Annotated in this window: 24 protein-coding genes and 2 rRNA genes; 12 read left to right on the top strand and 14 right to left on the bottom strand. The window is 74.5% G+C overall.

Features of this window, described 5'->3' with window-relative positions; translation table 11 throughout:
- Nucleotides 1-28: 28 nt before the first annotated feature.
- On the bottom strand, nucleotides 29-565 hold the full coding sequence (locus ACZ4WV_RS00130; RefSeq protein WP_465741642.1) for a Uma2 family endonuclease: 537 nt from the start codon (nucleotides 563-565) through the stop codon (nucleotides 29-31).
- A 297-nt stretch (nucleotides 566-862) separates the two neighbouring features.
- On the opposite strand from ACZ4WV_RS00130, the gene ACZ4WV_RS00125 reads away from it, so the two are divergent.
- Entirely contained in the window at nucleotides 863-1498 is a 636-nt protein-coding gene (locus tag ACZ4WV_RS00125; protein ID WP_465741124.1) for a nucleoside/nucleotide kinase family protein, read from the top strand.
- On the opposite strand, the gene ACZ4WV_RS00120 is transcribed toward ACZ4WV_RS00125, so the two are convergent.
- The 5 genes from ACZ4WV_RS00120 to ACZ4WV_RS00100 form a co-directional block, all read right to left on the bottom strand.
- A complete protein-coding gene (locus ACZ4WV_RS00120) occupies nucleotides 1446-2294 on the bottom strand; it encodes a DNA-formamidopyrimidine glycosylase family protein (protein ID WP_465741122.1) in 849 nt (282 codons plus the stop codon). The genes ACZ4WV_RS00125 and ACZ4WV_RS00120 overlap by 53 nt on opposite strands.
- Before the next feature lie 87 nt (nucleotides 2295-2381).
- Entirely contained in the window at nucleotides 2382-2843 is a 462-nt protein-coding gene (locus ACZ4WV_RS00115) for a universal stress protein (RefSeq protein WP_465741120.1), read from the bottom strand.
- 147 nt (nucleotides 2844-2990) lie between these two features.
- Complete coding sequence (locus ACZ4WV_RS00110) at nucleotides 2991-3953, bottom strand: zinc metalloprotease (RefSeq protein WP_465741118.1); 963 nt, start codon at nucleotides 3951-3953, stop codon at nucleotides 2991-2993.
- 185 nt (nucleotides 3954-4138) lie between these two features.
- A complete protein-coding gene (locus tag ACZ4WV_RS00105) occupies nucleotides 4139-4747 on the bottom strand; it encodes an AAA family ATPase (RefSeq protein WP_465741116.1) in 609 nt (202 codons plus the stop codon).
- 144 nt (nucleotides 4748-4891) lie between these two features.
- Nucleotides 4892-5818, bottom strand: a complete 927-nt coding sequence (locus ACZ4WV_RS00100; protein ID WP_465741114.1) for an LLM class F420-dependent oxidoreductase — start codon at nucleotides 5816-5818, stop codon at nucleotides 4892-4894.
- A gap of 142 nt (nucleotides 5819-5960) precedes the next feature.
- On the opposite strand from ACZ4WV_RS00100, the gene ACZ4WV_RS00095 reads away from it, so the two are divergent.
- Entirely contained in the window at nucleotides 5961-6314 is a 354-nt protein-coding gene (locus tag ACZ4WV_RS00095) for a DUF6401 family natural product biosynthesis protein (protein ID WP_465741112.1), read from the top strand.
- 53 nt (nucleotides 6315-6367) lie between these two features.
- Here ACZ4WV_RS00095 and ACZ4WV_RS00090 read toward each other — a convergent pair whose 3' ends face one another.
- A complete protein-coding gene (locus ACZ4WV_RS00090; protein ID WP_465741110.1) occupies nucleotides 6368-7174 on the bottom strand; it encodes a mechanosensitive ion channel family protein in 807 nt (268 codons plus the stop codon).
- A 192-nt stretch (nucleotides 7175-7366) separates the two neighbouring features.
- Between ACZ4WV_RS00090 and ACZ4WV_RS00085 the strand changes: the two genes are divergently transcribed.
- On the top strand, nucleotides 7367-8212 hold the full coding sequence (locus ACZ4WV_RS00085) for an alpha/beta hydrolase (protein ID WP_465741108.1): 846 nt from the start codon (nucleotides 7367-7369) through the stop codon (nucleotides 8210-8212).
- A 169-nt stretch (nucleotides 8213-8381) separates the two neighbouring features.
- Here the strand turns inward: ACZ4WV_RS00085 and ACZ4WV_RS00080 are convergent, their stop codons facing one another.
- Nucleotides 8382-8972 carry a cysteine hydrolase family protein gene (locus tag ACZ4WV_RS00080; protein ID WP_465741106.1) on the bottom strand — a complete coding sequence of 197 codons (591 nt, stop codon included), beginning with the start codon at nucleotides 8970-8972 and terminating at the stop codon, nucleotides 8382-8384.
- A gap of 199 nt (nucleotides 8973-9171) precedes the next feature.
- On the opposite strand from ACZ4WV_RS00080, the gene ACZ4WV_RS00075 reads away from it, so the two are divergent.
- Nucleotides 9172-10197 (top strand): GlxA family transcriptional regulator, encoded by a 1026-nt coding sequence (locus tag ACZ4WV_RS00075; RefSeq protein WP_465741104.1) that lies wholly within the window; start codon nucleotides 9172-9174, stop codon nucleotides 10195-10197.
- Here the strand turns inward: ACZ4WV_RS00075 and ACZ4WV_RS00070 are convergent.
- Both ACZ4WV_RS00070 and ACZ4WV_RS00065 read right to left on the bottom strand, forming a co-directional pair.
- Nucleotides 10172-11656 carry a sensor histidine kinase gene (locus ACZ4WV_RS00070; RefSeq protein WP_465741102.1) on the bottom strand — a complete coding sequence of 495 codons (1485 nt, stop codon included), beginning with the start codon at nucleotides 11654-11656 and terminating at the stop codon, nucleotides 10172-10174. The two genes, ACZ4WV_RS00075 and ACZ4WV_RS00070, sit on opposite strands and share 26 nt — an antisense overlap.
- The gene (locus ACZ4WV_RS00065; RefSeq protein WP_465741100.1) at nucleotides 11653-12372 is read right to left on the bottom strand and encodes a response regulator transcription factor; all 720 of its coding nucleotides are present in this window, start codon (nucleotides 12370-12372) and stop codon (nucleotides 11653-11655) included. Before ACZ4WV_RS00065 ends, ACZ4WV_RS00070 begins: the two co-directional genes overlap by 4 nt.
- Before the next feature lie 252 nt (nucleotides 12373-12624).
- Here ACZ4WV_RS00065 and ACZ4WV_RS00060 point away from each other — a divergent pair, with 252 nt between their 5' ends.
- The 3 genes from ACZ4WV_RS00060 to ACZ4WV_RS00050 all read left to right on the top strand — a co-directional run bounded on the left by ACZ4WV_RS00060 (nucleotide 12625) and on the right by ACZ4WV_RS00050 (nucleotide 15390).
- The gene (locus tag ACZ4WV_RS00060; protein ID WP_465741098.1) at nucleotides 12625-13992 is read left to right on the top strand and encodes a ferredoxin reductase family protein; all 1368 of its coding nucleotides are present in this window, start codon (nucleotides 12625-12627) and stop codon (nucleotides 13990-13992) included.
- Between the two features lie 84 nt (nucleotides 13993-14076).
- The gene (locus ACZ4WV_RS00055) at nucleotides 14077-14607 is read left to right on the top strand and encodes an FMN-binding protein (RefSeq protein ID WP_465741096.1); all 531 of its coding nucleotides are present in this window, start codon (nucleotides 14077-14079) and stop codon (nucleotides 14605-14607) included.
- A gap of 6 nt (nucleotides 14608-14613) precedes the next feature.
- Entirely contained in the window at nucleotides 14614-15390 is a 777-nt protein-coding gene (locus ACZ4WV_RS00050; RefSeq protein WP_465741094.1) for an FAD:protein FMN transferase, read from the top strand.
- A 48-nt stretch (nucleotides 15391-15438) separates the two neighbouring features.
- Here the strand turns inward: ACZ4WV_RS00050 and ACZ4WV_RS00045 are convergent, their stop codons facing one another.
- Nucleotides 15439-16458 (bottom strand): hypothetical protein, encoded by a 1020-nt coding sequence (locus ACZ4WV_RS00045; protein ID WP_465741092.1) that lies wholly within the window; start codon nucleotides 16456-16458, stop codon nucleotides 15439-15441.
- A gap of 226 nt (nucleotides 16459-16684) precedes the next feature.
- Here ACZ4WV_RS00045 and ACZ4WV_RS00040 point away from each other — a divergent pair, with 226 nt between their 5' ends.
- Together ACZ4WV_RS00040 and ACZ4WV_RS00035 are read left to right on the top strand one after the other, a co-directional pair.
- Complete coding sequence (locus ACZ4WV_RS00040) at nucleotides 16685-18040, top strand: ATP-grasp domain-containing protein (protein ID WP_465741090.1); 1356 nt, start codon at nucleotides 16685-16687, stop codon at nucleotides 18038-18040.
- Nucleotides 18034-18609 carry a GNAT family N-acetyltransferase gene (locus tag ACZ4WV_RS00035; RefSeq protein WP_465741088.1) on the top strand — a complete coding sequence of 192 codons (576 nt, stop codon included), beginning with the start codon at nucleotides 18034-18036 and terminating at the stop codon, nucleotides 18607-18609. The genes ACZ4WV_RS00040 and ACZ4WV_RS00035 overlap by 7 nt, the downstream gene beginning before the upstream one ends.
- 4 nt (nucleotides 18610-18613) lie before the next feature.
- Here ACZ4WV_RS00035 and ACZ4WV_RS00030 read toward each other — a convergent pair whose 3' ends face one another.
- A complete protein-coding gene (locus tag ACZ4WV_RS00030; protein ID WP_465741086.1) occupies nucleotides 18614-20104 on the bottom strand; it encodes a hypothetical protein in 1491 nt (496 codons plus the stop codon).
- Nucleotides 20105-20277: 173 nt separating this feature from the next.
- On the opposite strand from ACZ4WV_RS00030, the gene ACZ4WV_RS00025 reads away from it, so the two are divergent.
- The 3 genes from ACZ4WV_RS00025 to ACZ4WV_RS00015 all read left to right on the top strand — a co-directional run bounded on the left by ACZ4WV_RS00025 (nucleotide 20278) and on the right by ACZ4WV_RS00015 (nucleotide 23517).
- A complete protein-coding gene (locus ACZ4WV_RS00025; RefSeq protein ID WP_465741084.1) occupies nucleotides 20278-21897 on the top strand; it encodes a phytoene desaturase family protein in 1620 nt (539 codons plus the stop codon).
- 145 nt (nucleotides 21898-22042) lie between these two features.
- Nucleotides 22043-22654, top strand: coding sequence for a TIGR03086 family metal-binding protein (locus ACZ4WV_RS00020; RefSeq protein WP_465741082.1), 612 nt, complete (start codon nucleotides 22043-22045; stop codon nucleotides 22652-22654).
- A 221-nt stretch (nucleotides 22655-22875) separates the two neighbouring features.
- A complete protein-coding gene (locus tag ACZ4WV_RS00015) occupies nucleotides 22876-23517 on the top strand; it encodes a hypothetical protein (protein ID WP_465741080.1) in 642 nt (213 codons plus the stop codon).
- A gap of 234 nt (nucleotides 23518-23751) precedes the next feature.
- Here the strand turns inward: ACZ4WV_RS00015 and rrf are convergent.
- Nucleotides 23752-23868 (bottom strand): 5S ribosomal RNA (gene rrf / locus ACZ4WV_RS00010).
- A gap of 73 nt (nucleotides 23869-23941) precedes the next feature.
- Nucleotides 23942-24034: ribosomal RNA gene (locus tag ACZ4WV_RS00005) — 23S ribosomal RNA — on the bottom strand; the annotation flags it as partial.

Raw genomic sequence — 24034 nt, 5'->3', positions numbered from 1 at the left:
GCTGTCCGGCCGCCGACGGGAGCGGGAATCAAAGCCCGGAGAGGTCGATCTCCACGGGGTACGGCGCCACGGCCTTGACGATCCCGGCGAACAGCTCGCCCGCCTCGTACGACCGGCTCGCCGCATCCAGCACGTAGGTGTGGACGATCGGCACCCGCCCGGCCGCCTGCTCGACCCGCCAGGAGAAGGGGATGCCCGCCTCGGCGTACTGGTCGAGCTTGACCACCCGGTCGGTGGTCTCCGAGCCCGGCGACACGACCTCGACCAGCAGCAGCACGTGCTCCGGCCGGGTCGGCGACTCGTCGATGCTGTCCGCGCGGTAGACCACCATGTCCGGCCGCCGATTGTCGAGCGGCACGTCGTGCAGCCGCACGTCGAAGTCGGTGTCGGCGTTCCAGTCCTCGCCGCCCGCCTCGTCCAGGGCGTTCGCCAGGAGGCGCGCGATGCGGTTGTGCCGCTTGGAGGTGCTCGGGCTGGCGACGACCATCCCGTCGACGATCTCGATGCCCGCGCACTGCTCCTCGGTCCAGGAGTCGTACATCTCACTGGTGATCTGCCGGTGCATCCACTCGGGTGCGATGTCCCCGTTCGTCACGGCGTACCCCTCCCGGTGACCTGGGCGGCCTGTGCTCCGCGCCGCAGCCTAGTCCAGCCTCGGCCGCCGTCTCGGATGGTTCGTGGACGGCTCGATATCCTCCCCGGCGCGTGGTGGCGCCGAGCCCGCCCGGGAGGACCGCCTCTACGCGGGCCACGACGGCGTCCTCCACGCGCTCCCCCTTTCCTAGCGGCGGGTCAGGCACGGCGGCCCTTTCGTGGCGGCGGCGCTTTCCCAGCGGCGGGGCGCAGACGGCAGGATGGCCTGATGCAGGTACGCCCGATCTCCCCCGACAAGCTGGCCGAACTGCTCGCCGACCGCATCGCCGCGCTGCCCGGCGCCGGCGAGCGGTGGCTGCGGGTCGCGGTGGACGGAGCCGCGGCCGCCCGGCCCGAGGCGCTCGCGGACGCCCTGGTGGAGCCGCTGCGGCTGCGCGGCCGCCCGGCGCTGCGGGTGTCGGCCGCGGACTTCCTGCGGCCGGCGTCGATCCGGCTGGAGTACGGCCACCAGGACGCGGACGCCTTCCACGACCTCTGGCTGGACGACGGCGCCCTGCTGCGCGAGGTGCTCGACCCGCTGGAACCGGGCGGCAGCGGCCGGGTGCTGCCCTCGCTGCGCGACCCGGCCACCGACCGCTCCACCCGCGCCCCCTACACCGAACTCCCGCCCGGCGGTGTGCTGGTGCTGGACGGCGCGCTGCTGCTCGGCCGCTGGCTGCCGCTGGAGCTGACCGTGCACCTCGCGCTCAGCCCGGCCGCGCTGGCCCGCCGCACCCCCGCCGACCAGCAGTGGACCCTGCCCGCCTTCGCCCGCTACGAGGCGGAGACCGGGCCGGCCGAGTCCGCCGACGTCACCGTCCGGGTGGACGACCCGCGCCACCCCGCCCTGGTCGAGCGGACGTGACGGCCGGGGCCGGGCCGCGCTGGCAGTAGGGGCACCAGAACACCGCGCGGTCCAGCGGCGGATCGCCCTGGCGCCCGGTCCGGATCGGCGTGACGCAGCGCGGGCAGGGCCGGCCGGCCCGGCCGTAGACCCAGTGCCGGTGGCCGGGCCGGGTGTCGCCGGTGGTGATGTGGCCGGAGCGCAGCTTGTTGGCCTCCAGCATCTGCCGGGCGCGCTCCACCAGCCGGTCGGGGGACGGGAGTTCACCGATCGCGGTCCACGGGGTCAGACCGGCCACGAAGCACAGCTCGTTGGCGTAGACGTTCCCGATCCCGGCCAGGTTGCGCTGGTCGAGCAGGGCTTCGGCGAGCGGGCGGCCGGGGTGGGCGAGGAGGCGTCGGACGGCCTCGGCCGGATCCCAGTCGGGGCCGAGCAGGTCGGGGCCGAGGTGGCCGACGGCCCGGTGCTCGTCGGCGGTGCGCAGCAGTTCGACGACGGGCAGCCGGTAGCCGACGGCGGTGCCCCGCTCGGTGCCGAGGACGGCGCGGATCTGCCAGGCGGGGCCGCCGCTCCAGCGCTCGCCCGGGCGGTAGAACTCCCAGCGGCCGTCCATCCGCAGGTGGGTGTGGAGGGTGAGGCCGCCTTCCAGCCGGGTGAGCAGGTGTTTGCCGCGCGGGACGACCTCCAGCACCCGGCGGCCGGCGAGCGCGGCGGTGGCGTGGGCGGGCACCCGCAGCTCGGCGCCGGTCAGCAGCTGCCCGGCGAGGGCGTCGTGCAGCCGCGCCGCCACGCGGTAGATGGAGTCACCTTCGGGCATGACTCCATTCTGGTCCGGGCGGCGGCCCGCCGGGGCGGTGGCCCCTGCGTTCGGGTGCTGCCGCGTCCCGGGGCTGCCGCGCTCGGGCTACTCGGTCGCGCCCTCGGCCCCGCCCTGGCCCTCGCGGACCACGACCACCGGGCAGGGCGCGTGCTCGGTGAGGTGGCGGCTGACCGAGCCGAGCAGCACGCCGGAGAAGCCGCCGAGGCCCCGGCTGCCGACCACCAGCAGCGCGGCGCCCTTGGCGGCCTGGAGCAGGGCCCCGGCGGCGTTGCCGGGCACCACGTTCTCGCTGATCGGCACGCCCGGCTCGGCGCCGACCACCTTGGCGACGCTCTCGGAGAGCGTCGCGCCCGCGAGCTCCTCCGGGTTGTAGGCCTCGGCCGGCGCACTCGTGCCGCCCCAGCCGTAGAACGCGGGGTACTCCCAGGCGGCGACCGCGTTGATGCTCCCGCCGACGGCCTTCGCGTACTCGACCGCCCAGCGCAACGCCTGCTCCGAGGCGGGTGAGCCGTCCACACCGACGACGATCCGGGGCTTGGCACTCATGCCGTGACTCCTTCGGTTGCTCCTGCCGGGTCCCGATCATCCGAACATAGATCAAATCGGACATACGGTCGATATCCGCCGCGCCGGGGGGCGTCCGGCACCCCGGCGACAGACCTTGCCCGAAGGCTCTCGGAACCTCGAACCGGCTCAGCTCCGGTAAGCGACCCAGGAGTTCGCCATCAAGGCGGCCTGGCCCGGGGTGAACTGGCTCATGCAGGAGTCGTAGCTGTAGTCCATGAAGTTGTGGATCGGATCGAGGCCGGAGGCCGGGCAGGTGTGGCGGCCCTCGGGGCAGCCGTAGGCGGGGCTGCGCTCGGGCTGGGTGTCGTCCACGTAGTCGCCCGGGGCGAGGCAGCCGCCCTGGAAGGTGTGGAAGAGGCCGAGCCAGTGGCCGGTCTCGTGGGTGGCGGTGTCGCCCTCGTTGTAGTGGACGGCGGGGCCGCCGGGCAGCGAGTCGTCGAGGACGACCACGCCGTCGTCGGCGGGGTTCGAGCGGTAGGCGTTCGGGAAGGTCGACCAGCCGAGCAGGGACTGCCCGAGGTGGGCGGTGTACAGGTTCAGGGCGCCCTGGTCGCCCTTGCGCAGGGCCTTCTTCATCGCGTGTTCGGTGGCGGAGCCGGGGGTCATGCCCGCGTACCAGTCGGCGTTGTCCGTCCAGTCGGTGCCGGCCGGCTCGAACCGGAACTGCGTCGGGCTGTTGCCCTCGCCCTGGCCGCCGTAGGTGGCGTTGAGGTGGTCGATCTGGGCGGCGACGACCCCCTGGTCCAGCCGGCCGGCGTCCCCGGCGTGGATCACGTGGACGTACACCGGGACGGTGATCGGGGCGGCGCCCAGCGGGACGTGCGCGGAGCCGAGCGTGGCCAGCCGGCCGGCCAGGTCCGCCTGCATCGCCCGGGCCTCGGCGGCGCTGACGGCGTTCGGGTCCTTCCCGGCCTGGCTGCCGGCCGGCCTGCGGGCGGCGGCGTCGGTGCCGTCGCAGACGGCGGCCGCGGCCGCGGCGTGGTGCGGGGCGGGGGCGGCGAGCTGGCTCAGTCCGGCGGCGGCGACCAGCGCGGCGGCGCAGGGGAACAGGCGGGGGGCACGCGAGCGCGCCCGGGCGGTACGGCGCATCAGCGCTCCTGTCGGAAGGGGGTGACGGGGTGTCGCCCGCGCCGACGGGCCGGTCCGACGGCGACCACCGACCGACGACAGCAGACAGCCGACCGGGCGGGCGGACGGGCACGGCGGTCGGTGCGGCGATCGGGTGCGGCGGTCGGGTGCGGCGACCGGCGGTGCCCGGCGCGGATCCGCCGAGACTACGACGCCGTGAAGTCGATCACCCGTAGGGCGCGCGCGGCGCCCCGGTCGAGTACCACGGCCGACGCACAGCCGGCCGGCGGCCGCCGCGCCCCGAGCAGCAGTCCGCGCAGCCGCGCGGCGGAGGCCCGGTGACGGGCGAAGGCGTAGCGCGAGACGCCGCGGGCTCGCCGCCGCTGGCCCGCCAGGGCCTCGGCCGGGTGGACGTCGAGCAGCAGCAGGTGCACCCGGCGGCCCTGCCGGGCGGCGGTGCGGGTGAGCCAGGCCCGTACGAAGGGGAGGGTGCCGCAGTCGTGCACGGCGAGCGGGCCGCCGTCCAGGACGGCCCGGCGCAGCCGGCGGTAGTGGGCGACCCTGGCCAGCGGGCGGTAGAGCGCGTACGGGAGGCGGCCGGGCAGCCGGGCCGCGTACTCCTCGCGGACCTGCTGGGAGTCGACCAGCGGGGCGCGGACACTACGGCGCATCAGGGTGCTCTTGCCGCTGCCGGGCAGGCCGGTGACGACCAGCAGGTCACCGGGCGGGTAGTGCAGGGCGGTCGGGCCGGGGCCGCGCAGCTCGTGCAGCCCGGCCCGGACGGCCCGGCCGTCGCCGGCACGGGGCGGCGGCACCGCTGGCACCGCCGCCCGCGCCGTTCGTGTCCCGGCCACCGGCCCTCCCCCCACCGTTTCCTGGTCTCCTGGAGCATGGCGCATTCCCAAGGGCGAGTAAAGGCCCGTGGTCAGGGGCGGGCGGGGGGCCAGTGCGGCAGGCTGCTAGCCGAGCTGCGGGGCGACCCGGGAGGCGACCAGCTCCAGGTGGTCCAGGTCGGCCAGGTCGAGCACCTGGAGGTAGACCCGGCTGCTGCCGACCGCCGCGTAACGGCCGATCTTCTCCACGACCTCGTCCGGGGTGCCGGCCAGGCCGTTGGCCTTCAGTTCGTCCACCTCGCGGCCGATCACGGCGGCCCGGCGGGCCACCTCGGCGTCGTCCCGGCCGACGCAGAGCACCAGGGCGTTGGAGTAAACCAGCTCGTCGGCGGAGCGCCCGGCCCGCTCGACGGCGTCGCGGACCCGGCCGAACTGGGCGGCGGTGTCCTCCACCGAGGCGAACGGCAGGTTGAACTCGTCCGCGAAGCGGGCGGCCAGCGCGGGGGTGCGCTTGGGGCCGTTGCCGCCGACCAGCACGGGGATGCGCTCCTGGGCGGGCTTGGGCAGCGCGGGCGAGTCGGTGAGGGTGTAGTACTCGCCGGCGAAGTCGAAGGTGTCGCCGAGCTTGGTGCGCCACAGCCCGGTGATGATCTCCAGCTGCTCCTCCAGCCGCCCGAACTTCTCCTTCGGGAAGGGGATGCCGTAGGCGGCGTGCTCGGCCTCGTACCAGCCGGCGCCGAGGCCGAACTCGACCCGGCCGCCGCTCATCGCGTCGACCTGGGCGACCTGGATCGCGGTGACGCCGGGCAGCCGGAAGGTGGCGGCGGTCATCAGGGTGCCGAGGCGGATGGTGCTGGTGTCGCGAGCGAGGCCGGCCAGGGTGATCCAGGCGTCGGTGGGGCCGGGCAGACCATCGACGTCGCCCATCTTCAGGTAGTGGTCGGAGCGGAAGAAGGCGCTGAAGACGCCGAGTTCCTCGGCGGTGCGGGCGACCTTCAGGAGGGTGTCGTAGCTCGCGCCCTGCTGGGGCTCGGTGAAGATGCGGAGATCCATGCGGACCATTGTGGTACGGACCACCCGGTTCATGAGCGCATGGAACCGGCCGGCCACGGAACGTTTCGAGCGTGGTCAAGGTCTCAGCACGGAAGCGTCACGGGCCGGCTTCCCCGCTCGGCGGCTCGCCTACCTTGGACGGATGTTCGCGACCCCCGACGAATCGTTCCGGCCCTCCCCCGACGGGCCGGCCGGTTGCCCGCTGCCCGGCATCGTGGCCGCCTTCACGCCGCGGCTGGCCGAGTTCGCCTTCGAGCCCGGCTTCGTCGCCGCGGTCGACCAGCACGCTGCGATGCTGCGGGAGCTGCTGTACGCGCAGGGGCCGGAGCTCGCGCCCCGGCCCCTGGACCGTGAGGAACTGGCGGACTACGCGTTGGGCTTCCTGGACGCGCTCACCGAGATCGGCTGGCGGGAGCCCGTCGGGTACGACTACGCCGTCACCCGGCTGACCGCGATCTGCTGGCTGGTGCGCGATCAGGGCCTGCTGGAGGCCTGAGCCACTGCGCCCGGGCCACCGAGCCCGGCCCCGCCTGGACCGCGCCTTCCGTCCTACAGGCCCCGGCCCGGGTCGATGCCCGGGGTCGGCGGGTTGCCCGGGTCCGCCTGGGTGGTCGGCCGGACCGGCTGGTTGCCGAGCGCGTCGGCGCGACCGGCCTGGTAGGCGGAGCCGCGCAGCCGGGCGGTCTCCTGCTCGGCGCTGTCCAGCCACCGCTCCCAGCGCTGGCGCATCGGCATGATCAGGCCGCCGCCGACACCGACCACCAGCACACCGGCGATGGTTGCGAGCCCCGCGATCAGCACCGGTCCGGTGATCGCGGTGGCGATCCCGGCCTGGCCGAGCGCCGCGATCACGCCGAGGGCCACGATGAACCCCCACACCACGGTGGAGACGGTGCGGCCGTACGACGCGCCGGAGAGCGCGTTGCCGACGATGTCGCGCACGCCGTTGGGGGGGGGCAGCGCCACCACCACGACCGCGACGGCGACGATGCCCCGGGGCAGCCAGGCGACGATGCTGTGGATCATCACGCTGATCGGGTTGGGCCCGAAGACGCCGAACGCCAGCTGCAAGGCCATCAGCAGGATCGCGTAGTAGACGATCTTGCAGAGGATGCCGGTCATGTCGTACTTGGAACCGGCCAGGTAGCGGGCCATCCCAGCCCGCTCCGCGACCCGCTCCGAACCGAGCCTGCGCAGCACGCGGTCCAGCACCCGGGCGATCGCCTTCGCCACGAACCAGCCGATGACCAGGATCGCCAGGAAGGCGAGGAACTGCGGGATGACCTTGGCGATCTTGGACCAGGCCTGGGTGAAGCCCGACCCGAAATCGACGGAGAGTGCGAGCTGCTGAGCCACGGAGTCCTCCACTCGGTGACGCGACGCCACGAACGGCGCCTGCGGCCCCCCACCCTTCGTGGATAACAGCACCCCGCCCGGGCTGCGCGCGCCGGCCGTCCGGGATGGTTCCCTCGGGTGAACACTCCCGCCGTCCGCACGCGTACAGTGGCGGTCCGGAGGAACCGGCCACGGCGTGGAAGGGGTGCGACGGTGATCGGAACCGGCGCGGGCGGCAGTGACACGGACACCGGCGGCACGGACCGCGCCACGGACCGCGAGACCGGCCGTGGCACTGGCCGTGACACGGAATCCGTCACCGCCGCGCACCAGGTGCTGCGCTGGCGGACGCGGCCCGCCGGGGCCCGGGCCGCCGTCCTCGTCCTGCACGGCGGTGAGGAGCACAACCTCGCCCGGCCCGGACGCCTCAACCTGCCGCTGCTGCGGATGCACGGCTTCCTGCGCTCACTCGACCGGGACACCGCCGGCGCCGGGATCGCCGTCGGCACCGTCCGCTACCGCCACCGCGGCTGGAACGGCGAACGCGCCGACGCCGCCCGGGACGCGCTGGCCGCCCTGGACGAGGCCGCCGCGCTGCTCGGCCCGGTCCCGACCGTCCTGATCGGCCACTCCATGGGCGGCCGGGCCGCCCTGCGGGCCGGCGGCCACCCGTCCGTGACCGGCCTGATCGCCCTCGCCCCGTGGTGCCCGGCCGAGGACCCCTGCGACCACCTGGCCGGCCGCGACGTCCTGCTGCTGCACGGCGATCGCGACACCGTCACCCTGCCCGCCGAGACCTACGCCTTCGCCGCCCGCAGCCGCGCCGCCGGGGCCCGCGTCTGCGGCTACACCGTCACCGGCAGCGGCCACGCCATGCTCCAGCGCATCCCCGACTGGCACCGCGCCACCACCCGTCTCGCCACCGCCCTGCTGGGCCTGCGCCCCCTGCCGGCCGAGACCGTTTCGGCGCTGGCGCTGCCGACCACCTCCAGGGAGGCGCTGTCCCTGCCGCTGCCCCGGCAGCCGCGGACGGTGCCGAAGCTGCCGGCTGGCGTCTGAGACGGGGCCGTTCCGGGGGGACAGCCGGCCGAGCTGAAGGAACGGGGGTGGCCTCCCGGCCTCGGTCCCGGTCCCGGTCCCGGTCCCGCCAGCGTCTGAAGCAGGAATCGCGGTGCCGGGCCGTGGCGTGCCCGGGGCCGTGGGCCGCACCCCCCTGGCGCCGATCGGGTCAGCCCAGCTCGGCCGCCGATTCCACCACCACCCCGTACAGGTCCCCGATGGTGGCCAGGGCGCTGCGGTGCACCTGCTCGGCGGGCAGTTCGACGCCGCCCGAGGGCAGCGGGCGGGTCGCGCAGGCGTCGGCGACGACGGTGGGGCGGTTGCCGCGCAGGAAGGCGCCGGCGGTGGTGTAGGCGACGCACATGTGGGTCATGAAACCGGCGACCACCACGTCCTGGTGGCCGGCCGCGTCGACCAGGGCGCCCAGGCCAGTGCCGACGAAGGCGTCCGGGGCCTGCTTGACCACCACCGGCTCGCCCCCCGCCGGGGCGACGGCGGGGTGGATCGCGCCGATCTCGGCGCGGATGTCGTACGGGGTGCCCTCCCCGCCGTCGTTGACGATGTGGATGACGGTGGCACCGGCCGCCCGGGCGCGGGCGAGCAGGCCGGTGGCCGCGTCGAGGGCCTGCCGCCAGCCGGTCAGCTCCATCACGCCGCGGGTGTAGGTGTTCTGGTAGTCGATCAGGATCAGCGTGGAGAAGCCGAGTACGGCGGGCTTCTCGTCCAGTCCGGTGAGGGCGCGCAGGGTGGTGGTGGGCATGGCTGTACCGCCTTCGTCGGGTTGGGATCTCGCAGGTCACGCCGGGTGCGGCGTGCCTTCGGAACGCTACGGGCGGGCGCGGCATGGCGGCAATGTCGCCTAACATGCAGATTCCGACATCAACATTCCGACAGCGATATCCAGCAGCGATATCCGACAGCGGCAACGATCGACGACACGACGACATGGGGGACAGTCCGTGGAGACCACCGGGAGCAGTACGACCGCGCAGCGACTGATCGTCATCGTCCTGTTCGAGGGCGTCGACCTGCTGGACGTCACCGGGCCGCCCGAGGTGTTCTCGCTGGTGCGCCGGGAGACCGACGACGCGACCGGCTACCGGGTGGTGCTCGCCGCGGCCGGCCCCGGGCCGGTCACCACGGCCGCAGGGGTGCGCGTCCTGCCCGATCTCACCTTCGACCAGGCCGCGGAGAGCGCCATCGACACCCTGCTGGTGCCCGGCGCGGTCGAGGTCGACGGTGAGCGCCGGGTGCGGGCGCTCACCGACCCGGCCGTGGTCGAGCAGGTCCGCGCGCTGGCCGCCCGGGCACACCGGGTCGCGTCCGTCTGTGTCGGCGCCCACCTGCTGGCCGCGGCCGGATTGCTGGACGGCAAGCGGGCCACCACCCACTGGTCGACGGCGGGCCAACTCGCCGCCGAATACCCGCTGATCGAGGTCGACGCCGACCCGATCTTCATCCGCGACGGCGAGGTGTGGACCGGTGCGGGCATCAGCGCCTGCCTGGACCTCTCGCTCGCCCTGGTCGCCGAGGACTTCGGCGAGGAGCTCGCCCTGAGGGTCGCCCGGCAGCTCGTGATGTACCTCAAACGCCCGGGCGGCCAGAGCCAGTTCAGCGTCCCGCTGGAGCCGGTCTCCACCACCCGGCGGATCGAGGGGCTGCGCCACCACATCCGGCGCAACCTCACCGGGCGGCTCACCGTGCCCGATCTCGCCGCCCACGCGCACGTCAGCGAACGGCAGTTGATCCGCATCTTCCAGAGCGAGCTGGGCACCACCCCGAGCGCCTACATCGAGTCCGCCCGGGTCGAACTCGCCCGCCACCGGCTGGAGTCCACCGACGATACCCTCGAACGGATCGCCACCGCCTGCGGGTTCGGCACCACCGACACCCTGGTGCGGGCCTTCCGCCGCCGACTGGACACCACGCCGACGGAGTACCGGCAGCGCTTCCGCACGGTCACGCCCCCGGCAGCCGCACCGTGAACACCGTACGGCCCGGCCGGCTCGCCACCGTCACGGTGCCGCCGTGCGCCTGGACGACGGCCTGGACGATGGCCAGGCCGAGCCCGGTCGAGCCGGTGGCACGCGAGCGGGCGCGGTCACCCCGGACGAAGCGTTCGAAGACCTGGTCCAGCAGCTCCGGCGCGATCCCCGGCCCGTCGTCCGCCACCTGCAACTCGACCTCGGTGGCGGCTGGTTGAAGACTCAGCTCGACGCCGGTGCCGGGCGGGGTGTGGGTGCGGGCGTTGGCCAGCAGGTTGGCCACCACCTGGCTCAGCCGGTGGTCGTCCCCGGTCACCAGGACCGGTTCCTCGGGCAGGACGAGCCGCCAGCGGTGGTCCGGGCCGGCCGCTCGGGCGTCGGCGACGGCGTTGAGCGCGATCCGGGTCAGGTCCACCTCCTGCCCGGCGAGCGGCCGCCCCGCGTCCAGTCGGGCCAGCAGCAGGAGGTCCTCGACGATCGCGCCCATCCGCAGCGCCTCCGCGTCGATCCGCTCCAGCGAGTGCCGCACCGGCCCGGGCACCTCCCCGGGGTGGCGCAGCGCCAGCTCGGCGTGGCCGCGCACCGTCGCCACGGGGGTGCGCAGCTCGTGGCTGGCATCGGCGGCGAAGGCGCGCAGCCGCTCCTCCACGGCGTGACGGCGGGCGAGGGCGTCGCCGACGTGTCCGAGCATCCGGTTGAGCGCCGCGCCGACCCGGCCGACCTCGGTGCGCGGGTCGTCGTCCGGCACCCGCTCGGCCAGCATCACCTCACCGCTGGCGAGCGGAAGGGCGCTCACCCGCTCCGCCATGCCCACCACCCTGCGCAGCGGGCGCAGGGACCAGCCGACCCACACCGCCCCGGCGGCGCCGGCGGCGGCGACGGCGATCGCGAAGACGATCAGTTCGAGGGCCTCCAGCCGCGCGACCGTGTCCTCGGCCGGGCGCAGCGGCAACCCGCAGACCAGCACGTCGCCGTCCCGCCCGGCCACCGCGCGGACCCGGTAGGGGCCCAGCGCCCCGCCCGGATCGAAGGTGCGGGCAGGGCCGCCGACCGGAAGAGCGGCCAGCGACCGTTCCTGGTCGGGCGTGAAGGTGATCCGGTCGTCGGAGTCGGGATCGTCGGGGCCGGGGTCGTCGCCGTCGTCGGCATCACCGTCGACCACACCGGCGGCGGTGACGTGGCCGCCCACCAGCCGTACGCCCAGGGTGCCGGGGGTCTGCGCCCGGGTGTCCGGCGCGGCGCCGGAACCGGCGTGCTCCAGGCTCGCGGCGTAGCGGCCGCCGGTCTCGGCGAGCTGCTGGTCCAGCCGGTCGACCAGGAAGTGGCGCAGGGCGGCCGTGGTGGCGAAGCCGACGGCGGCGCAGGTGACCACCAGGAGCACCAGCAGGCCGGCGATCAGCCGGGCGCGCAGCGTACGGGGCAGCGGCGTGCGGGACAGCGTCTTCCGGACGCGGGTCACGGTGCCGCCTTGATCAGGTAGCCGGCGCCGCGCACGGTGTGGATCATCGGGCTGCGGCCCGCGTCGACCTTCTTCCGCAGGTAGCTGATGTACAGCTCCACGATGTGCGCCTGGCCGCCGAAGTCGTACGACCAGACCGCCTCCAGGATCTGCGCCTTGCTGAGCACCTGCCGTGGGTGGCGCATCAGGTGCGCGAGCAGCGCGTACTCGGTCGGGCTGAGCTCGATGGTCTCGCCGCCCCTGGTCACTTCACGGGCCCGGTCGTCCAGCACCAGGTCACCGAGCACCAGGGCGTGTTCGGGTACCGGGCGCGGCCCGGCGGGTGGGGCCGCGCGGCGCAGCAGGCCGCGCAGCCGGACCACCACCTCGGCCAGGCTGAACGGCTTGGTCACGTAGTCGTCGCCGCCCGCCGCGATGCCCGCGATGCGTTCCTCGAGGGCGTCCCGGGCGGTGAGGAAGAGCACCCGCACCTCGGGCTGCCCGGCGTGGACACGGCGCAGCACCTCCAGGCCGTCGAGGTCGGGCAGCATCATGTCGAGCACCACGGCGTGGGGCCGCCAGTCCGCCGCCTGGCGAACGGCCTCCAGGCCGGTGGTGGCGCCGCGCGCCTGCCAGCCCTCGTAGCGGACGGCGCCGCAGACCACCTCGACCACGTCCGGTTCGTCGTCGACCACCAGGACGCGCCAGTCCGGGCGGTCGGTGACGGTGTCGTCCATGGTGCTCCTCGGCTCGATGTCAGGTCGGCGTTCATGCTGCCCGGTCGCGATGAGAAACCCGTGAGATCGCGGAATGTGGTTCGCACACCAGCACATTGGCTTTGACCTGGACGGATACCGCTCCGAAGGAGCTCGGGCCGGCCTCCTTCAGAGGTGGCTCAGAGCTTGTTCAGAGGTGGCTCAGAGCTTGCGGTGCGATCGTGGAGCGCCTCGGCGGGGCCGCGCCGCCGCCGGGAGTCGAGGAGGATCCAGATGACCACTGCCACCGTACGGAAGTCCCCGCCGGCCGCCGCCGGCCCGCGCCACCGGGCGGTGCCGCGCCCGCCGCTCGAGCTGCCGCCGCGCGCGGCGCTCGGGTTGATCGCCGCCGGGGCGCTCGGTGTGCTCGGACTGTGGTGGCTGAACACGCCGTCCGTGGTCGGCGCGGCCGGCTGGCTGACCGGCGCCGGGCGGATCACCGGACTGCTCGCCGGGTACGCGGCGCCGGTGCTGCTCCTGCTGATGGCCCGGCTGCCGCCGGTGGAGCGCGGGGTCGGCGCCGACCGGCTCGCCCGCTGGCACGCCTTCGGCGGGCGGTGGCTGGTCGCCCTGGTCTCCGTGCACGTGCTGACCGTCGTCTGGGGCTACGCGCTCACCGACGGGCGCGGGCTGGTCGGCGAGGGCGTGGAGATCGTCTTCCACTACCCCGAGATGCTGAAGGCGACCCTCGGCACCCTGCTGATGCTCGGCACCGGCGCCGTCTCCGCCCGGGCCGCCCGACGGCGCCTCTCCTACGAGACCTGGTACTACCTCCACCTGGCCACCTACCTCGCCGTCGCCCTGGCCTTCGCCCATCAGCTGGCCACCGGTGCCGACCTCGGCGGCGGACCGGGCCAGGCCGCCTGGTACGCGCTCTACTTCGGCACGGCGGCGCTGCTCGGCTGGTTCCGCCTGCTGCGGCCGTGGCTGCTCGACCGGCGGCACGGACTGCGGGTCGCCGAGGTTCGGCCGGAAGGCCCGGGAGTCGTGTCGCTGTTCCTCTCCGGTCGGCGGCTGGACGAACTCCGGGCCGAGCCGGGCCAGTTCTTCCGGCTGCAGTTCCAGGCCCCCGGGCTGCGCTGGGCCGCCAACCCGTACTCGCTGTCCGCGCCGGCGCACCCGGAACACCTCCGGTTCACGGTGAAGGATCTCGGCGGACACAGCGCGGCCGTCGCCGCACTCCGCCCGGGCACCCCGGTCCGGGCCGAAGGGCCGTACGGGGCGTTCACCGGGCGCCGGCAGCGGCAGCGCAAGGTGCTGCTGCTCGGGGCGGGCGTCGGGATCACCCCGCTCCGGGCGCTGTTCGAGACGCTGCCGGGCCGGGTGACGCTCATCCAGCGGGCACGGCGCGCCGAGGACGTCCTGTTCCGGGCCGAACTGGCCGAGGTCGCCCGGCGGCGCCGCGCGGCGGTGCACGAGCTGCTCGGCTCGCGGGAGCAGGTCGGGGACCTCCGAGCGGCACTGCGCCGACTCGTCCCGGACCTCGCCGAGCACGACGTGTACCTGTGCGGGCCGGAGGCGCTGGCCGAGGAGGCGGTGCGCGCCCTGCGGGCGGCCGGGGTGCCGGCGGGGCGCATCCACCGCGAGTCCTTCGCGCTCTGAACCCGCCGGCCCTGCCGCATCTGCCGGGTCTGCCGACCCCATCGACCTTCTTCGTTCCTTCGCTCCTGAGGAGTCGTGCCGCTCATGCGTCGAGCCATCGTCACCAGTGCCGCCACCGCCGCCGGGGTGGTGCTGCTGCTCTCCCTCAAACCGCACGAGGCGTCCGGACCCGCGCCGGTGATCAGCTCGGGGTCCTCGGGCTCGTCGGGCTCGTCGGGCTCGTCGGGCTCGTCGGGCTCGTCGGGCTCGTCCGGGACCTCGGAGACCGCCGATTCCGGCTCCGCCGGTGGCTCCTCCACCCCGTCCGCCTCCCCCGCACCCGCCTCCTCCGGTGGCGCCACCCGGAAGGTCAGCGGGGACACCGTGAACACCCGCTACGGGCCGGTGCAGGTGCAGATCACGCTCGCCGGGAGCCGCCTCACCGCCGTCGACGTGGTCAAGTACCCCACCGAGGAACGTCGGGACCGCGAGATCAACAGCAGCGCCCTGCCCATCCTCAACCAGGAGGCGATCTCCGCGCAGAGCGCCCGGATCGACGTGGTCAGCGGCGCGACGTACACCAGCGACGGCTACGTCCGCTCCCTGCAGAGCGCCCTCGACCGGGCGAAGAGCTGAGGCCCGGTGCTGCGCCACGCCGAGCCCGTGATGGGCACCGTGTTCTCGATCGCCGTCCGCGACCCCGGCCCGGACACGTCCGAGGTGGTGCGGCGGATCGTCGAACGGCTGCACCGGATCGACGCCGTGTTCTCGACCTACCGGCCGCAGAGCGACATCAGCCGGCTGGGGCGCGGTGAACTGACCGTGCAGGACTGCGATCCGGAGGTCCGGACGGTGCTCGCGGCCTGCCGCGAGGTGGCGGCCGAGACCGACGGCTACTTCACCGAGCGGCCCGGCGGGCGGCTCGATCCCAGCGGCTGGGTCAAGGGCTGGGCCGTCGAGGAGGCGGCCGCACAGCTGCGCGCGTCCGGCGCCCGGCAGTACTGCGTCAGCGGCGGCGGGGACGTCCAGACCGGCGGCGGCCCTTGGCGGATCGGCGTCGCGGACCCCCGCCGGCCCGACCGGCTCGCCGCCGTCCTGAGCGGCCACGACCTCGCGGTGGCCACCTCCGGCACCGCCGAGCGCGGCGCCCACATCCTCGACCCGCACACCGGCCGCCCGGCCGACGGCCTCACCTCCCTCACCCTGGTCGGCGTTCCTGGCACCGGCATCGCCCGCACCGACGCCTGGGCCACCGCCGCCTTCGCCATGAGCCCCGACCGCGCACTGGCCTGGGCCGCCCGCCGGCCGGGCGTCGAGGCGCTCGCCGTGCTTCCGGACGGGACGAAGCGCTGGACACCCGGCCTGCCCGGCCACCTTCCGCCGTCCGGCCCGGCCGACTGGCACCTCGCGGCCCGCTGAGGACCGGTCCCGCCCGACTGCTCCCGCCCGGTCAGCCGGCCGACCTCGTCACGACTCACGCCCCTGCTGCGCCGCCCGCCAGGCCTCCCGCGCCACCAGCGGCGCCAGATACGACCAGCGGCGCGAACCGTCCGGACACTCCCCGCCCACCACCAGGGCCGAGACCACCCGGCGGGTGAACGGCACCCACACCGCCATGTCGTGCTCGAACGTGCTGTGGCAGGCCTCGCGCCGCCGGTCGATCTCGGCGGCGTCCAGGCGCGCCCGGACGGTGGCGACCAGGGTGTAGCAGGAGGCCCGCTCGCTCCAGCCCAGCCAGCCGATCACCGGTGGGCCGACGTCCGCCGGCAGCAGGCCCAACTCCTCCTCCAACGCCCGCTGGACCAGCCCGTAGAAGTCCTCCGCCGCGCCCGGCTCGTCCCGGTACTTCATCGTCTCGTTGATGCCCACCGTCCACTGCGCCGGAAAGGTGTTGACGGCCAGCGACCGGCGGAGCAGCAGCAGCCGCCCGGCCCGGTCCCGCACCGCCACACAGGCGCTCACCATCGTCGGCGGCACGACGGCGACGAACGCCGTCAACCCCTGCCCCAGCGCCTCCCGCAGCAGCCGGCCGGCCTCCGGATCCTCCCGTCCCAGCCGGGTGGTGGCCATGCACTCGGCGTAGTCGCTCTCGGCGATGCCCACCTCGCACACCCGCGCCGCCCCGTGCTCCCCGTGATCGACCGTCAACCGCGTGATGTACGCCGTACGCCCCGCCGCCCCAGCCGCCCGCTGCCGCGCCACCTCGTCGGCCCAGCCGGCGCCGTCCAGGACGTGCGGGCGCTGCGGCCGCCCCTCGTAGCCCGTCACCAACGAGCCCGGCGTCAACGGCCGCGCCGCCGACCAGGTGATCAGCGGCACCAGCCCGTCCGCCGCCACGTCGTGCGCCCGCGCCTGCGCCGACAGATGCGCTCGCCGAGCCCGTGCCAGGGGAATCCGGGACCCGCCGACCTTCACGAAGTCGTACACCAGATTGGTCACCACCCCGAGCAGCAGCGCCCCGCCGATCCCCAGCAACCACCCCACCACGGCCCCCAACCCTCGTGCCCGACCGGCCCATTGTGGGGCGTGCGGCGCGTGGGCGAGAACCCCTTTCGGGTCCCGGCTCCCGACCGGGCCGGCTCCCGCGTCAACAAGGGCCCCTCCTCCTCAGGAGTGACATGCACTCGGCCGCCACCCCGCGCGGGCTGGGCGGGATCCGCACGCAGCGGCGGCGCCGCCACCATGGGCCGTCGGGCGTCCCCATAATCGCGTGGTGATCACCTCCTATGACGAAGCGATCGACCGCCTGCGGACCCGGCCGGGCCTGTCCGTCAGTCGGCGGCCCCTGGTCGTCCTTCCCCTGCTGCGGGCGGGCTGCCTGTCGACGGTGCTGAGCGTCGAGGCCGAGGACGCGGACTGGGCGGGCGAGTTCGGTGTCGAGTTCCACTCCCTGGAGGCCGCCACCCGGGTCCGTGACGACCTGGGCGTCCGTGCGGGGATCGGCGAACTGCTGCGCCGGATCCCGGAGCGCACCCACCGGGCCTGGTCCGGCCGCGAGTTCGGGCTCCACTCGTACCTGACGCTGCGGGCGTCCTGGCAGGCAGCCCTGGCGGCCCTTGGCGCCCGGGTCGTTCCGCCGCATCCCACGCCGGACCTGCCGGTGCTGAACGACAAGATCGCCCAGCGCGAGTGGTTCCGGTCGATCGGGGTGGCGACACCGCCCGACACCGTGGTCGGGGAGCTCGACCACCGTGCGCTGCGCCACCGCTTCGGCGAGGTGTACGTCGTGCAGGCCCCGCAGGGATCCAGCGGGCAGGGCACGTACCTGGTGTGCGACGAGGACGACCTGCGCCGCATCGCCCCCGCCGAACGGTGGTTGGTGAGCCGGTACACCGAGGGCACCGCGATCAACGTCCACGGACTGGTGTCGGCGGACGGTACGGTGTCGGTCCTGCGCACCTCCGTGCAGCTCACCCGGGTCGACGGCCTCGGCACACCGTTCGGCGCCTACGCCGGCTGCGACTTCGAGGCACCCGCCGCGCTGTACCCGCCCGCGCTGGAGCGGGCCGCTGCGACGGTGGCCCGGGTCGGCGCGGAGCTCGCCGGACTGGGCTACCGGGGGCTGTTCGGCGCGGACTTCGTCCTCGGCGACGATCGGACGCCCCTGCTCCTGGAACTCAACTGCCGGATGCAGGGCTCGACCTGGCTGCTGGGCGAACTGGAGCTCGCGGAGCGGACAGTGCCCGCCGCCCTCCGGCACGTGCTGGAACGGTACGGCCACGCCACCCGCTCCGACGCCCGGCTGGACCCGGTCGGCGCCACCCAGTTGCTGGTGCCGCACACCGGGCCCACCGCCCGGCTCGCGACCGCGCCGACCGGCGGCCTGCACCGGCTCAAGGACGGCGGACTGCACCGCTGCGGCGACGGCCTCGGTCTGCTGGAATGCGGGCCGGACGACTGCGTGCTGCTCCAACTGCCCCGCGCCGGCACGGTGGTCCATTCCGGTGCGCCGCTCGGCCGGATCGTCACCCGCTACTCGCTGACCACGGTCGACGGCACGACGCTGAACCCCGTGGGCCGCCGCCTGGTGGACGCGCTGCGCGCCCGGTTCACCTTCGAGCCGTGCTGACGACCGCGGCGCCGCCCCCGCTGTACCTGCGCGCCGCCGTACCGGCCGACCTCGACCACCTGGCGGCGCTGCGGGCGGGCGCGGCGGCCTGGATCGGCCGCGAGCACGGCTCGACGCAGTGGTCGACACCCCTCGACACGGCGCACACCCTCGCCTGGATCGAACGTGGCGCCACCGTGGTGGCGATGCTGGAGCCCGAGGGGCCGCCCGTCGCCACCCTCACGGTCCGGCCGACCGGCAGCAGCAGGCTGTGGACGCCTGAGGAACTGGCCCAGCCCGCCCGCTACTTCAGCCGCTTCACGGTCGACCGCCGGTACGCCGGCCGGGGCATCGGAGCACGCCTGGCCGACTGGGCCCGGTGGCGGGCGGCGACCGCCGGCGCCGAACTGCTCCGCGCCAACGCCTGGAGCGACAACACCGGCCTGCACGCCTACTACCGCGCACACGGCTGGCGGCTGGTCCGGATCGTCGAAGGCCCGCGGTCAGGCGCGCTGCTCGACACGCCGGTACGCCACACCCCGGCCACCGCGGTCCACGAGCTCGGCCCGGCCCCGCTCCTGCCCGGCTGACGACTCAGCCCCGGATCCGCGACGGCACGGCCGGGGCGGCTTCGTCAAGGTCGAGGGCACGCCGGGGCAAGGTCACTCCGACGGTCGCGGCCCAGATGCTGTCGTTGGATGCCGTGGGAGCGACGGCACTGCCCCAGGCCAGCACCAGGCGGGTGGGTGACAGCGCGGACAGGCCGAAGGTGTCCCCGGGCCACACGGTGCCGGTGCCGAAGTCCCGCGACACCGGGACCGGGGCCGACAGCCAGCCGTTCGTCGTCGAGAAGGTCCGGAGGTACTGGGCGTAGCCGCGCGGGTCACTGCTGGACAGCCAGCCCACGTAGGCGATCCCGGGCGGGCCGGCGACCACCTGCATGATGTGCGGGACGTTCAGCGTGTCCGCGGGTGCCTGGAGCGGAGTGGACCAGGTCGAGCCGTGGTCCCGCGAGTACGACAGCCATCCGGTGTCGCTGTTCGGGCCCTGGGTGTCCCAGGTCGCGTACAGCGTCCCGTCCGGGCCGAGCGCCTCGCTGCCGTCGATCCACCATTCGCTGTTGTTCATCGTCCCGGCGTCGGCACCGATCCGGACCGGCGGCGACCAGGTCGTGCCGCCGTCGGTGGAGCGGGTCGCGTAGGTGTAGGCGACGGTCAGGTTGTCGGTCGGGACGTCGGTGACGACGTAGCCCTGGTACACCACGTCGAGCGCGCCGTCCGGCTCGACCACGATCGGTGCGCTGTCGGCCCCGCTGTTCGGGTAGCCGGGGCTGATGTCCGACATCGGGCTCCACGTCCGGCCGCCGTCGGTGGACTTCTGCAGGACGGCGTTGACATCGCCGGTCGCGAAGGCGCAGCTGCCGCTCGGCGCGCAGACGAACGTCACGGCGGCCGCGCTCGGTCCGTAGTCCCAGGTGAGGTAGAGCGTGCCGTCCGGGCCCGCGGTGATGAAGTCCCGGTCGCCCCAGTTGTTCGCGTCCGGCGGGGCGATCGTTCCGGCGGTCTTGAAGCTGGCGCCGTGGTCGGTGCTGACGTCGACCACGGGATAGGTCAGGCCGGAGCGGGCGACCATGAACGCGACGTAGACGGTGCCGTCCGGCGCGACGGTGATCGCCGGGTCCCAACTCCGGCCGCCGTTCTGGCCGACGCTGCCCGGCAGGGTGACCGGCGCGCCGAACGTCGCTCCCCCGTCCAGTGAGCCCGCGAAACCGATACCCCGGCAGCCGATCCAGGAGTCGTACACGGCGTTCACCGCCGGATCCACTGCCTGGATGGTCTCGGCGTTCTGGCCCGCGCACGCCGTCGAGAGGTTCGTCGGCGTGCTGATCACGTAGGCGGCGGTCGCCGCCGAATCATGCGGACTTCCCGTCACGTACCGGGCGGCGGCCGTCTGGGCGCCGACCGGTACGGCCTGCGCCGGCCCCGCCGTGACGGCGAGGGCGGTGAACCCGGCGCAGAGGCCGGATATCAGGGATCGGAACAGCGTGGTGCGACGTGGTGTGGTGCGACGTGGACCTGCGGGCACGGCTGGTCTCCTGCGGATGGAAGCGGGTCGAGGGTGATGGGCCGTCAGCACCGCCGGTGCGTTCCGCCCAGGACGGGATTCCCCCGGGCGCCGCCTCCGAAGCCCTGGCCGACGGCGCGAGCGGTGAGCACCGGGCTGTTCCGCCGTGCGGTGAACTGTCGTAGCGTGGCCGGGTGGACACCGACGCGTCACCCTCCGGTCCCGGTTCACGCTCCGTCCGCCACGACGTAGTGATCGTCGGCGGCGGGCACAACGGCCTGGTCGCGGCCGCCTATCTGGCGCGGGCCGGGCGGCGGGTGCTGGTGCTCGAACGGCTGCCCGAGGTGGGTGGGGCGGCGGTCTCCACCAGGGCCTTCGCCGGGGTGGACGCCCGACTGTCCCGCTACTCCTACCTGGTCAGCCTGCTGCCGCGGAAGGTGGTCCGGGAGCTCGGGCTGCGGCTGGAACTCCGCCGACGCCGGATCGCCTCGTACACCCCCACCGTGCGCGGCGGGAAGCCGACCGGCCTGCTGGTGGACGCCGGCGACCCGGACCGCACCCGGGAGTCGTTCCGGGCGCTGACCGGTGACGACCGGGAGTGGCAGTCCTGGCAGCGCTTCTACGGGATGACCGGGCAGGTCGCCGAGCGGGTGTTCCCGACGCTAACCGAGCCGCTGCCCACACGCGCCGAACTGCGCCGGCGGATCGGCGACGAGGCCGCCTGGACGGACCTGTTCGTGCGGCCGCTCGGCGAGGCGGTCGAGCGGAACTTCGCCGACGACCTGGTGCGCGGCGTGGTCCTGACGGATGCGCTGATCGGCACCTTCAGCCACGCCCACGACCCGTCACTCCTCCAGAACCGCTGCTTCCTCTACCACGTGATCGGCAACGGCACCGGCGACTGGGACGTCCCCGTCGGCGGGATGGGCGCGGTGACGGGCGAACTGGCCCGGGCGGCGCGGGCGGCCGGCGCGGAGATCCGGACCGGCTGCGAGGTCACCGCGATCGCCACCGACGGCCGCGGCGACGCCGAGGTGTCCTACCGGCACCGGGACGGCGAGGCGATCGCGGCGGCGCGCCGGGTCCTGGTGAACGCCGCACCGGCCACCCTGGCCCGACTGCTGGGCGAGGACCCGGGGCCCGCACCGGAGGGCTCCCAGCTGAAGGTCAACATGGTGCTCCGCCGCCTGCCCCGCCTGCGGGACACCGCCGCCGACCCGCGCGAGGCCTTCGCCGGCACCTTCCACATCGCCGAGGGCTACGGCCAGTTGGAGACGGCGTACGCCGAGGCGCGGGCCGGCCGGATCCCCTCCGCGCCGCCCTCCGAGATCTACTGCCACACCCTCACCGACCCGACGATCCTGGGCCCGGAGGCCGTCCGGCAGGGCCTCCAGACGCTCACGCTGTTCGGTCTGCACATGCCCGCCCGGCTGTTCGACGACCCGGCGGCCAAGGAACGCGCGCTGGCCGCCTGCCTGGCGCAGCTGGACGCCGTACTGGCCGAACCGATCGCCGACTGCCTGGCCACGGACGCCGACGGCCGGCCCTGCATCGAGGCCAGGACGCCGCCGGAGCTGGAACGCGAGATCGGCCTGCCGGGCGGCCACATCTTCCACCGCGACCTCGCCTTCCCGTTCGCCGCCGAAGCCGGATCCCCGGGCGCCCAGTCCGGTTCCCCCGGTGCTCGGTGGGGCGTCGCGACGGCCCATCCCAACGTCCTGCTGTGCGGCGCGGGAGCCGTCCGGGGCGGCGGGGTCAGCGGCATCCCCGGACACAACGCTGCGCGGGCCGTCCTGGAGGACGCCGCGGGGTGACGGATCGCGCCTGCTGGTCACCGACGGCGACCGCCCGCCGGCCGTCCCGCCCCGCACGCGGGCCCGGGCGCCGGTCCGCTCCCCTGGCACGTCACTCGCGGTAGCGATTTACTGAGAGTGAGAAGGGCAGGAGGGAGGCCCTCCGATGGAATGTCCGCACCCACCCGGGTTCCACGCCGAGGTCCGAGAACGCTACATCGCCGCCGTGGCGGAGGTGACCCGCCTGCTGCGGGCCGTCCCCGAGGACCGCTGGACGGCACCGACACCCTGCCGGGACTGGGACGTCCGCGCCCTGGTGAACCACCTCGCCGCGCAGCACCTCTGGGTGTGCCAGGCGGTGGCCGGCTACACCCCCGAGGAGATCGGCCACCGCTTCGACGGCGACGTCCTGGGGCGCAACCCCCTCGGCGTGTGGGCGATGGCCGCCGACACCGCCGTCCGCGCCCTGCACCGCCCCGGAGTGCCCGACCTCCTGGTGCACCTCCCGTACGGGCTGCGCGACGTCGGCGGGTACACCCGCGAACTGACCGCCGAGACCATCGTGCACGCCTGGGACCTCGCTCGCGCCCTGGGCGAGAACGGCCGCATGCCACCGGGCGCCGCCCGCTACGCCCTCACGGAGTTCCTCGGCTACCGCAACCTGCCCGGCACCGGCCTGTTCGACCCGCCGCTCACCCCGGACCCCGGGGCCGACACCCAGGACCAGCTCCTGGCCCTCACCGGCCGCGACCCCCACTGGTCCGCCGAACGCATCTGAGCCGGGCCACGCAGAGCAGACGTGGCCGTGGCCGTGGCCGTGGCCGCAGCCGTGGAAACTCGCCTGGTTGGTGGCGGTCGGTACGCCCACCGGGCGGCGGGGGTACCGACCGAGTCCGAGATGTGACGTGACCCTGTCTAGTTCGTTCGCGTCCCGTGTGGTGGGATGTGTGACCACGGGGTGACGAACGCTGCTGGGGGTTAGTGGTGCGAAGTGGACGGGTGTTGGACCTGGACGGGGACGCGGCGCGACTGGTCGCCGTGGGCCTGGTCCGGCTGGGGGCGCGGGAACGGCTCGGCGCCCCGGGTGGGGCGCCCGCCTGGGTGGGCGGGCTGCGCGCCGCCTCGTTCGCGGACGCCTGGCTGTCCTTCGGCGACACACCGGCGCCCGGCCTGCGGGTGCCCGCGCCCGCGGTGCTGCGCGCCGTCGCCGAGCAGGCCGCCGAGCTCGTCCTGCGCTCCTGCGGCGACGACGGGACGGCGGCGCTGGTGTGGCTCGGCCAGCGGTCGGCCGAGGCCCGCGAGCAGGCGCGCCGGGAAGGCGTGACGCACCCGGCCGAACCCTGCGCGCTCACCCTCGTCTGGCACGGCGTCCAGGCACTGGCCACCGGGGACTGGCCCACCCACCGCAGGCACCTCCGGGACCGGGGCGCGGCGTACGTGCGGGAGCCGCACCGCCGCCAGGACACCCTCGCGCTGGTGCTGTGCTGCGCCAGGGTCGCCGCGGCCGCCCTGGTGGACCTGAGCGGCGCCGACCCGGAGCGGGTGGACGGCTTGCTGGAGGAGGACGCCGCCCGCGCCATGCCGCGCGGCGGCCCCGTGCCGCTGTGGGTGCCGGGCCAACTGCCGCAGCCGGCCGGCTGACGGGCGCCGCCGAGAGCGCCCGCACCGGAGCCGGCCCGTCAGTGACGGCGGGTTGGACGGGCCCAGGCGTCAGCCGCCCGAATCCTCCGCGCCCTCCAGAAGGGCCGCCCGGTTCGACCGGAGCCAGGACCGCTCGGCCGCCATCTCCGCCGAGTCACCAGGGGCGAGGAAGCCGCTCCGGAAATGCGAAGAACCCCCATCCGGGAATCCGGATGGGGGTTCTTCAGAAGAATTGTTCGGCGGCGTCCTACTCTCCCACAGGGTCCCCCCTGCAGTACCATCGGCGCTGTGAGGCTTAGCTTCCGGGTTCGGAATGTAACCGGGCGTTTCCCTCACGCTATGACCACCGAAACACTATGAAACTGTTCCGACCCGCCGGCAGGGCGGTCGTTGTTTCAGAACAACACAGTGGACGCGAGCAACTGAGGACAAGCCCTCGGCCTATTAGTACCGGTCAACTCCACCCCTCACAGGGCTTCCATATCCGGCCTATCAACCCAGTCGTCTACTGGGAGCC

The organism is Kitasatospora sp. NPDC029312 (assembly GCF_055569215.1).
The sequence above is the reverse complement of the archived record's forward strand: the minus strand, read 5'-3'. Positions and strand labels throughout refer to the sequence as shown.

What these genes read in the sequence shown, in the direction of transcription:
- ACZ4WV_RS00130 (WP_465741642.1), bottom strand. Translation starts at nt 565, where the DNA reads ATGCACCGGCAGATCACCAGTGAGATGTACGACTCCTGGACCGAGGAG.
- ACZ4WV_RS00125 (WP_465741124.1), top strand. Translation starts at nt 863, where the DNA reads ATGCAGGTACGCCCGATCTCCCCCGACAAGCTGGCCGAACTGCTCGCC.
- ACZ4WV_RS00120 (WP_465741122.1), bottom strand. Translation starts at nt 2,294, where the DNA reads ATGCCCGAAGGTGACTCCATCTACCGCGTGGCGGCGCGGCTGCACGAC.
- ACZ4WV_RS00115 (WP_465741120.1), bottom strand. Translation starts at nt 2,843, where the DNA reads ATGAGTGCCAAGCCCCGGATCGTCGTCGGTGTGGACGGCTCACCCGCC.
- ACZ4WV_RS00110 (WP_465741118.1), bottom strand. Translation starts at nt 3,953, where the DNA reads ATGCGCCGTACCGCCCGGGCGCGCTCGCGTGCCCCCCGCCTGTTCCCC.
- ACZ4WV_RS00100 (WP_465741114.1), bottom strand. Translation starts at nt 5,818, where the DNA reads ATGGATCTCCGCATCTTCACCGAGCCCCAGCAGGGCGCGAGCTACGAC.
- ACZ4WV_RS00095 (WP_465741112.1), top strand. Translation starts at nt 5,961, where the DNA reads ATGTTCGCGACCCCCGACGAATCGTTCCGGCCCTCCCCCGACGGGCCG.
- ACZ4WV_RS00080 (WP_465741106.1), bottom strand. Translation starts at nt 8,972, where the DNA reads ATGCCCACCACCACCCTGCGCGCCCTCACCGGACTGGACGAGAAGCCC.
- ACZ4WV_RS00065 (WP_465741100.1), bottom strand. Translation starts at nt 12,372, where the DNA reads ATGGACGACACCGTCACCGACCGCCCGGACTGGCGCGTCCTGGTGGTC.
- ACZ4WV_RS00060 (WP_465741098.1), top strand. Translation starts at nt 12,625, where the DNA reads ATGACCACTGCCACCGTACGGAAGTCCCCGCCGGCCGCCGCCGGCCCG.
- ACZ4WV_RS00055 (WP_465741096.1), top strand. Translation starts at nt 14,077, where the DNA reads ATGCGTCGAGCCATCGTCACCAGTGCCGCCACCGCCGCCGGGGTGGTG.
- ACZ4WV_RS00020 (WP_465741082.1), top strand. Translation starts at nt 22,043, where the DNA reads ATGGAATGTCCGCACCCACCCGGGTTCCACGCCGAGGTCCGAGAACGC.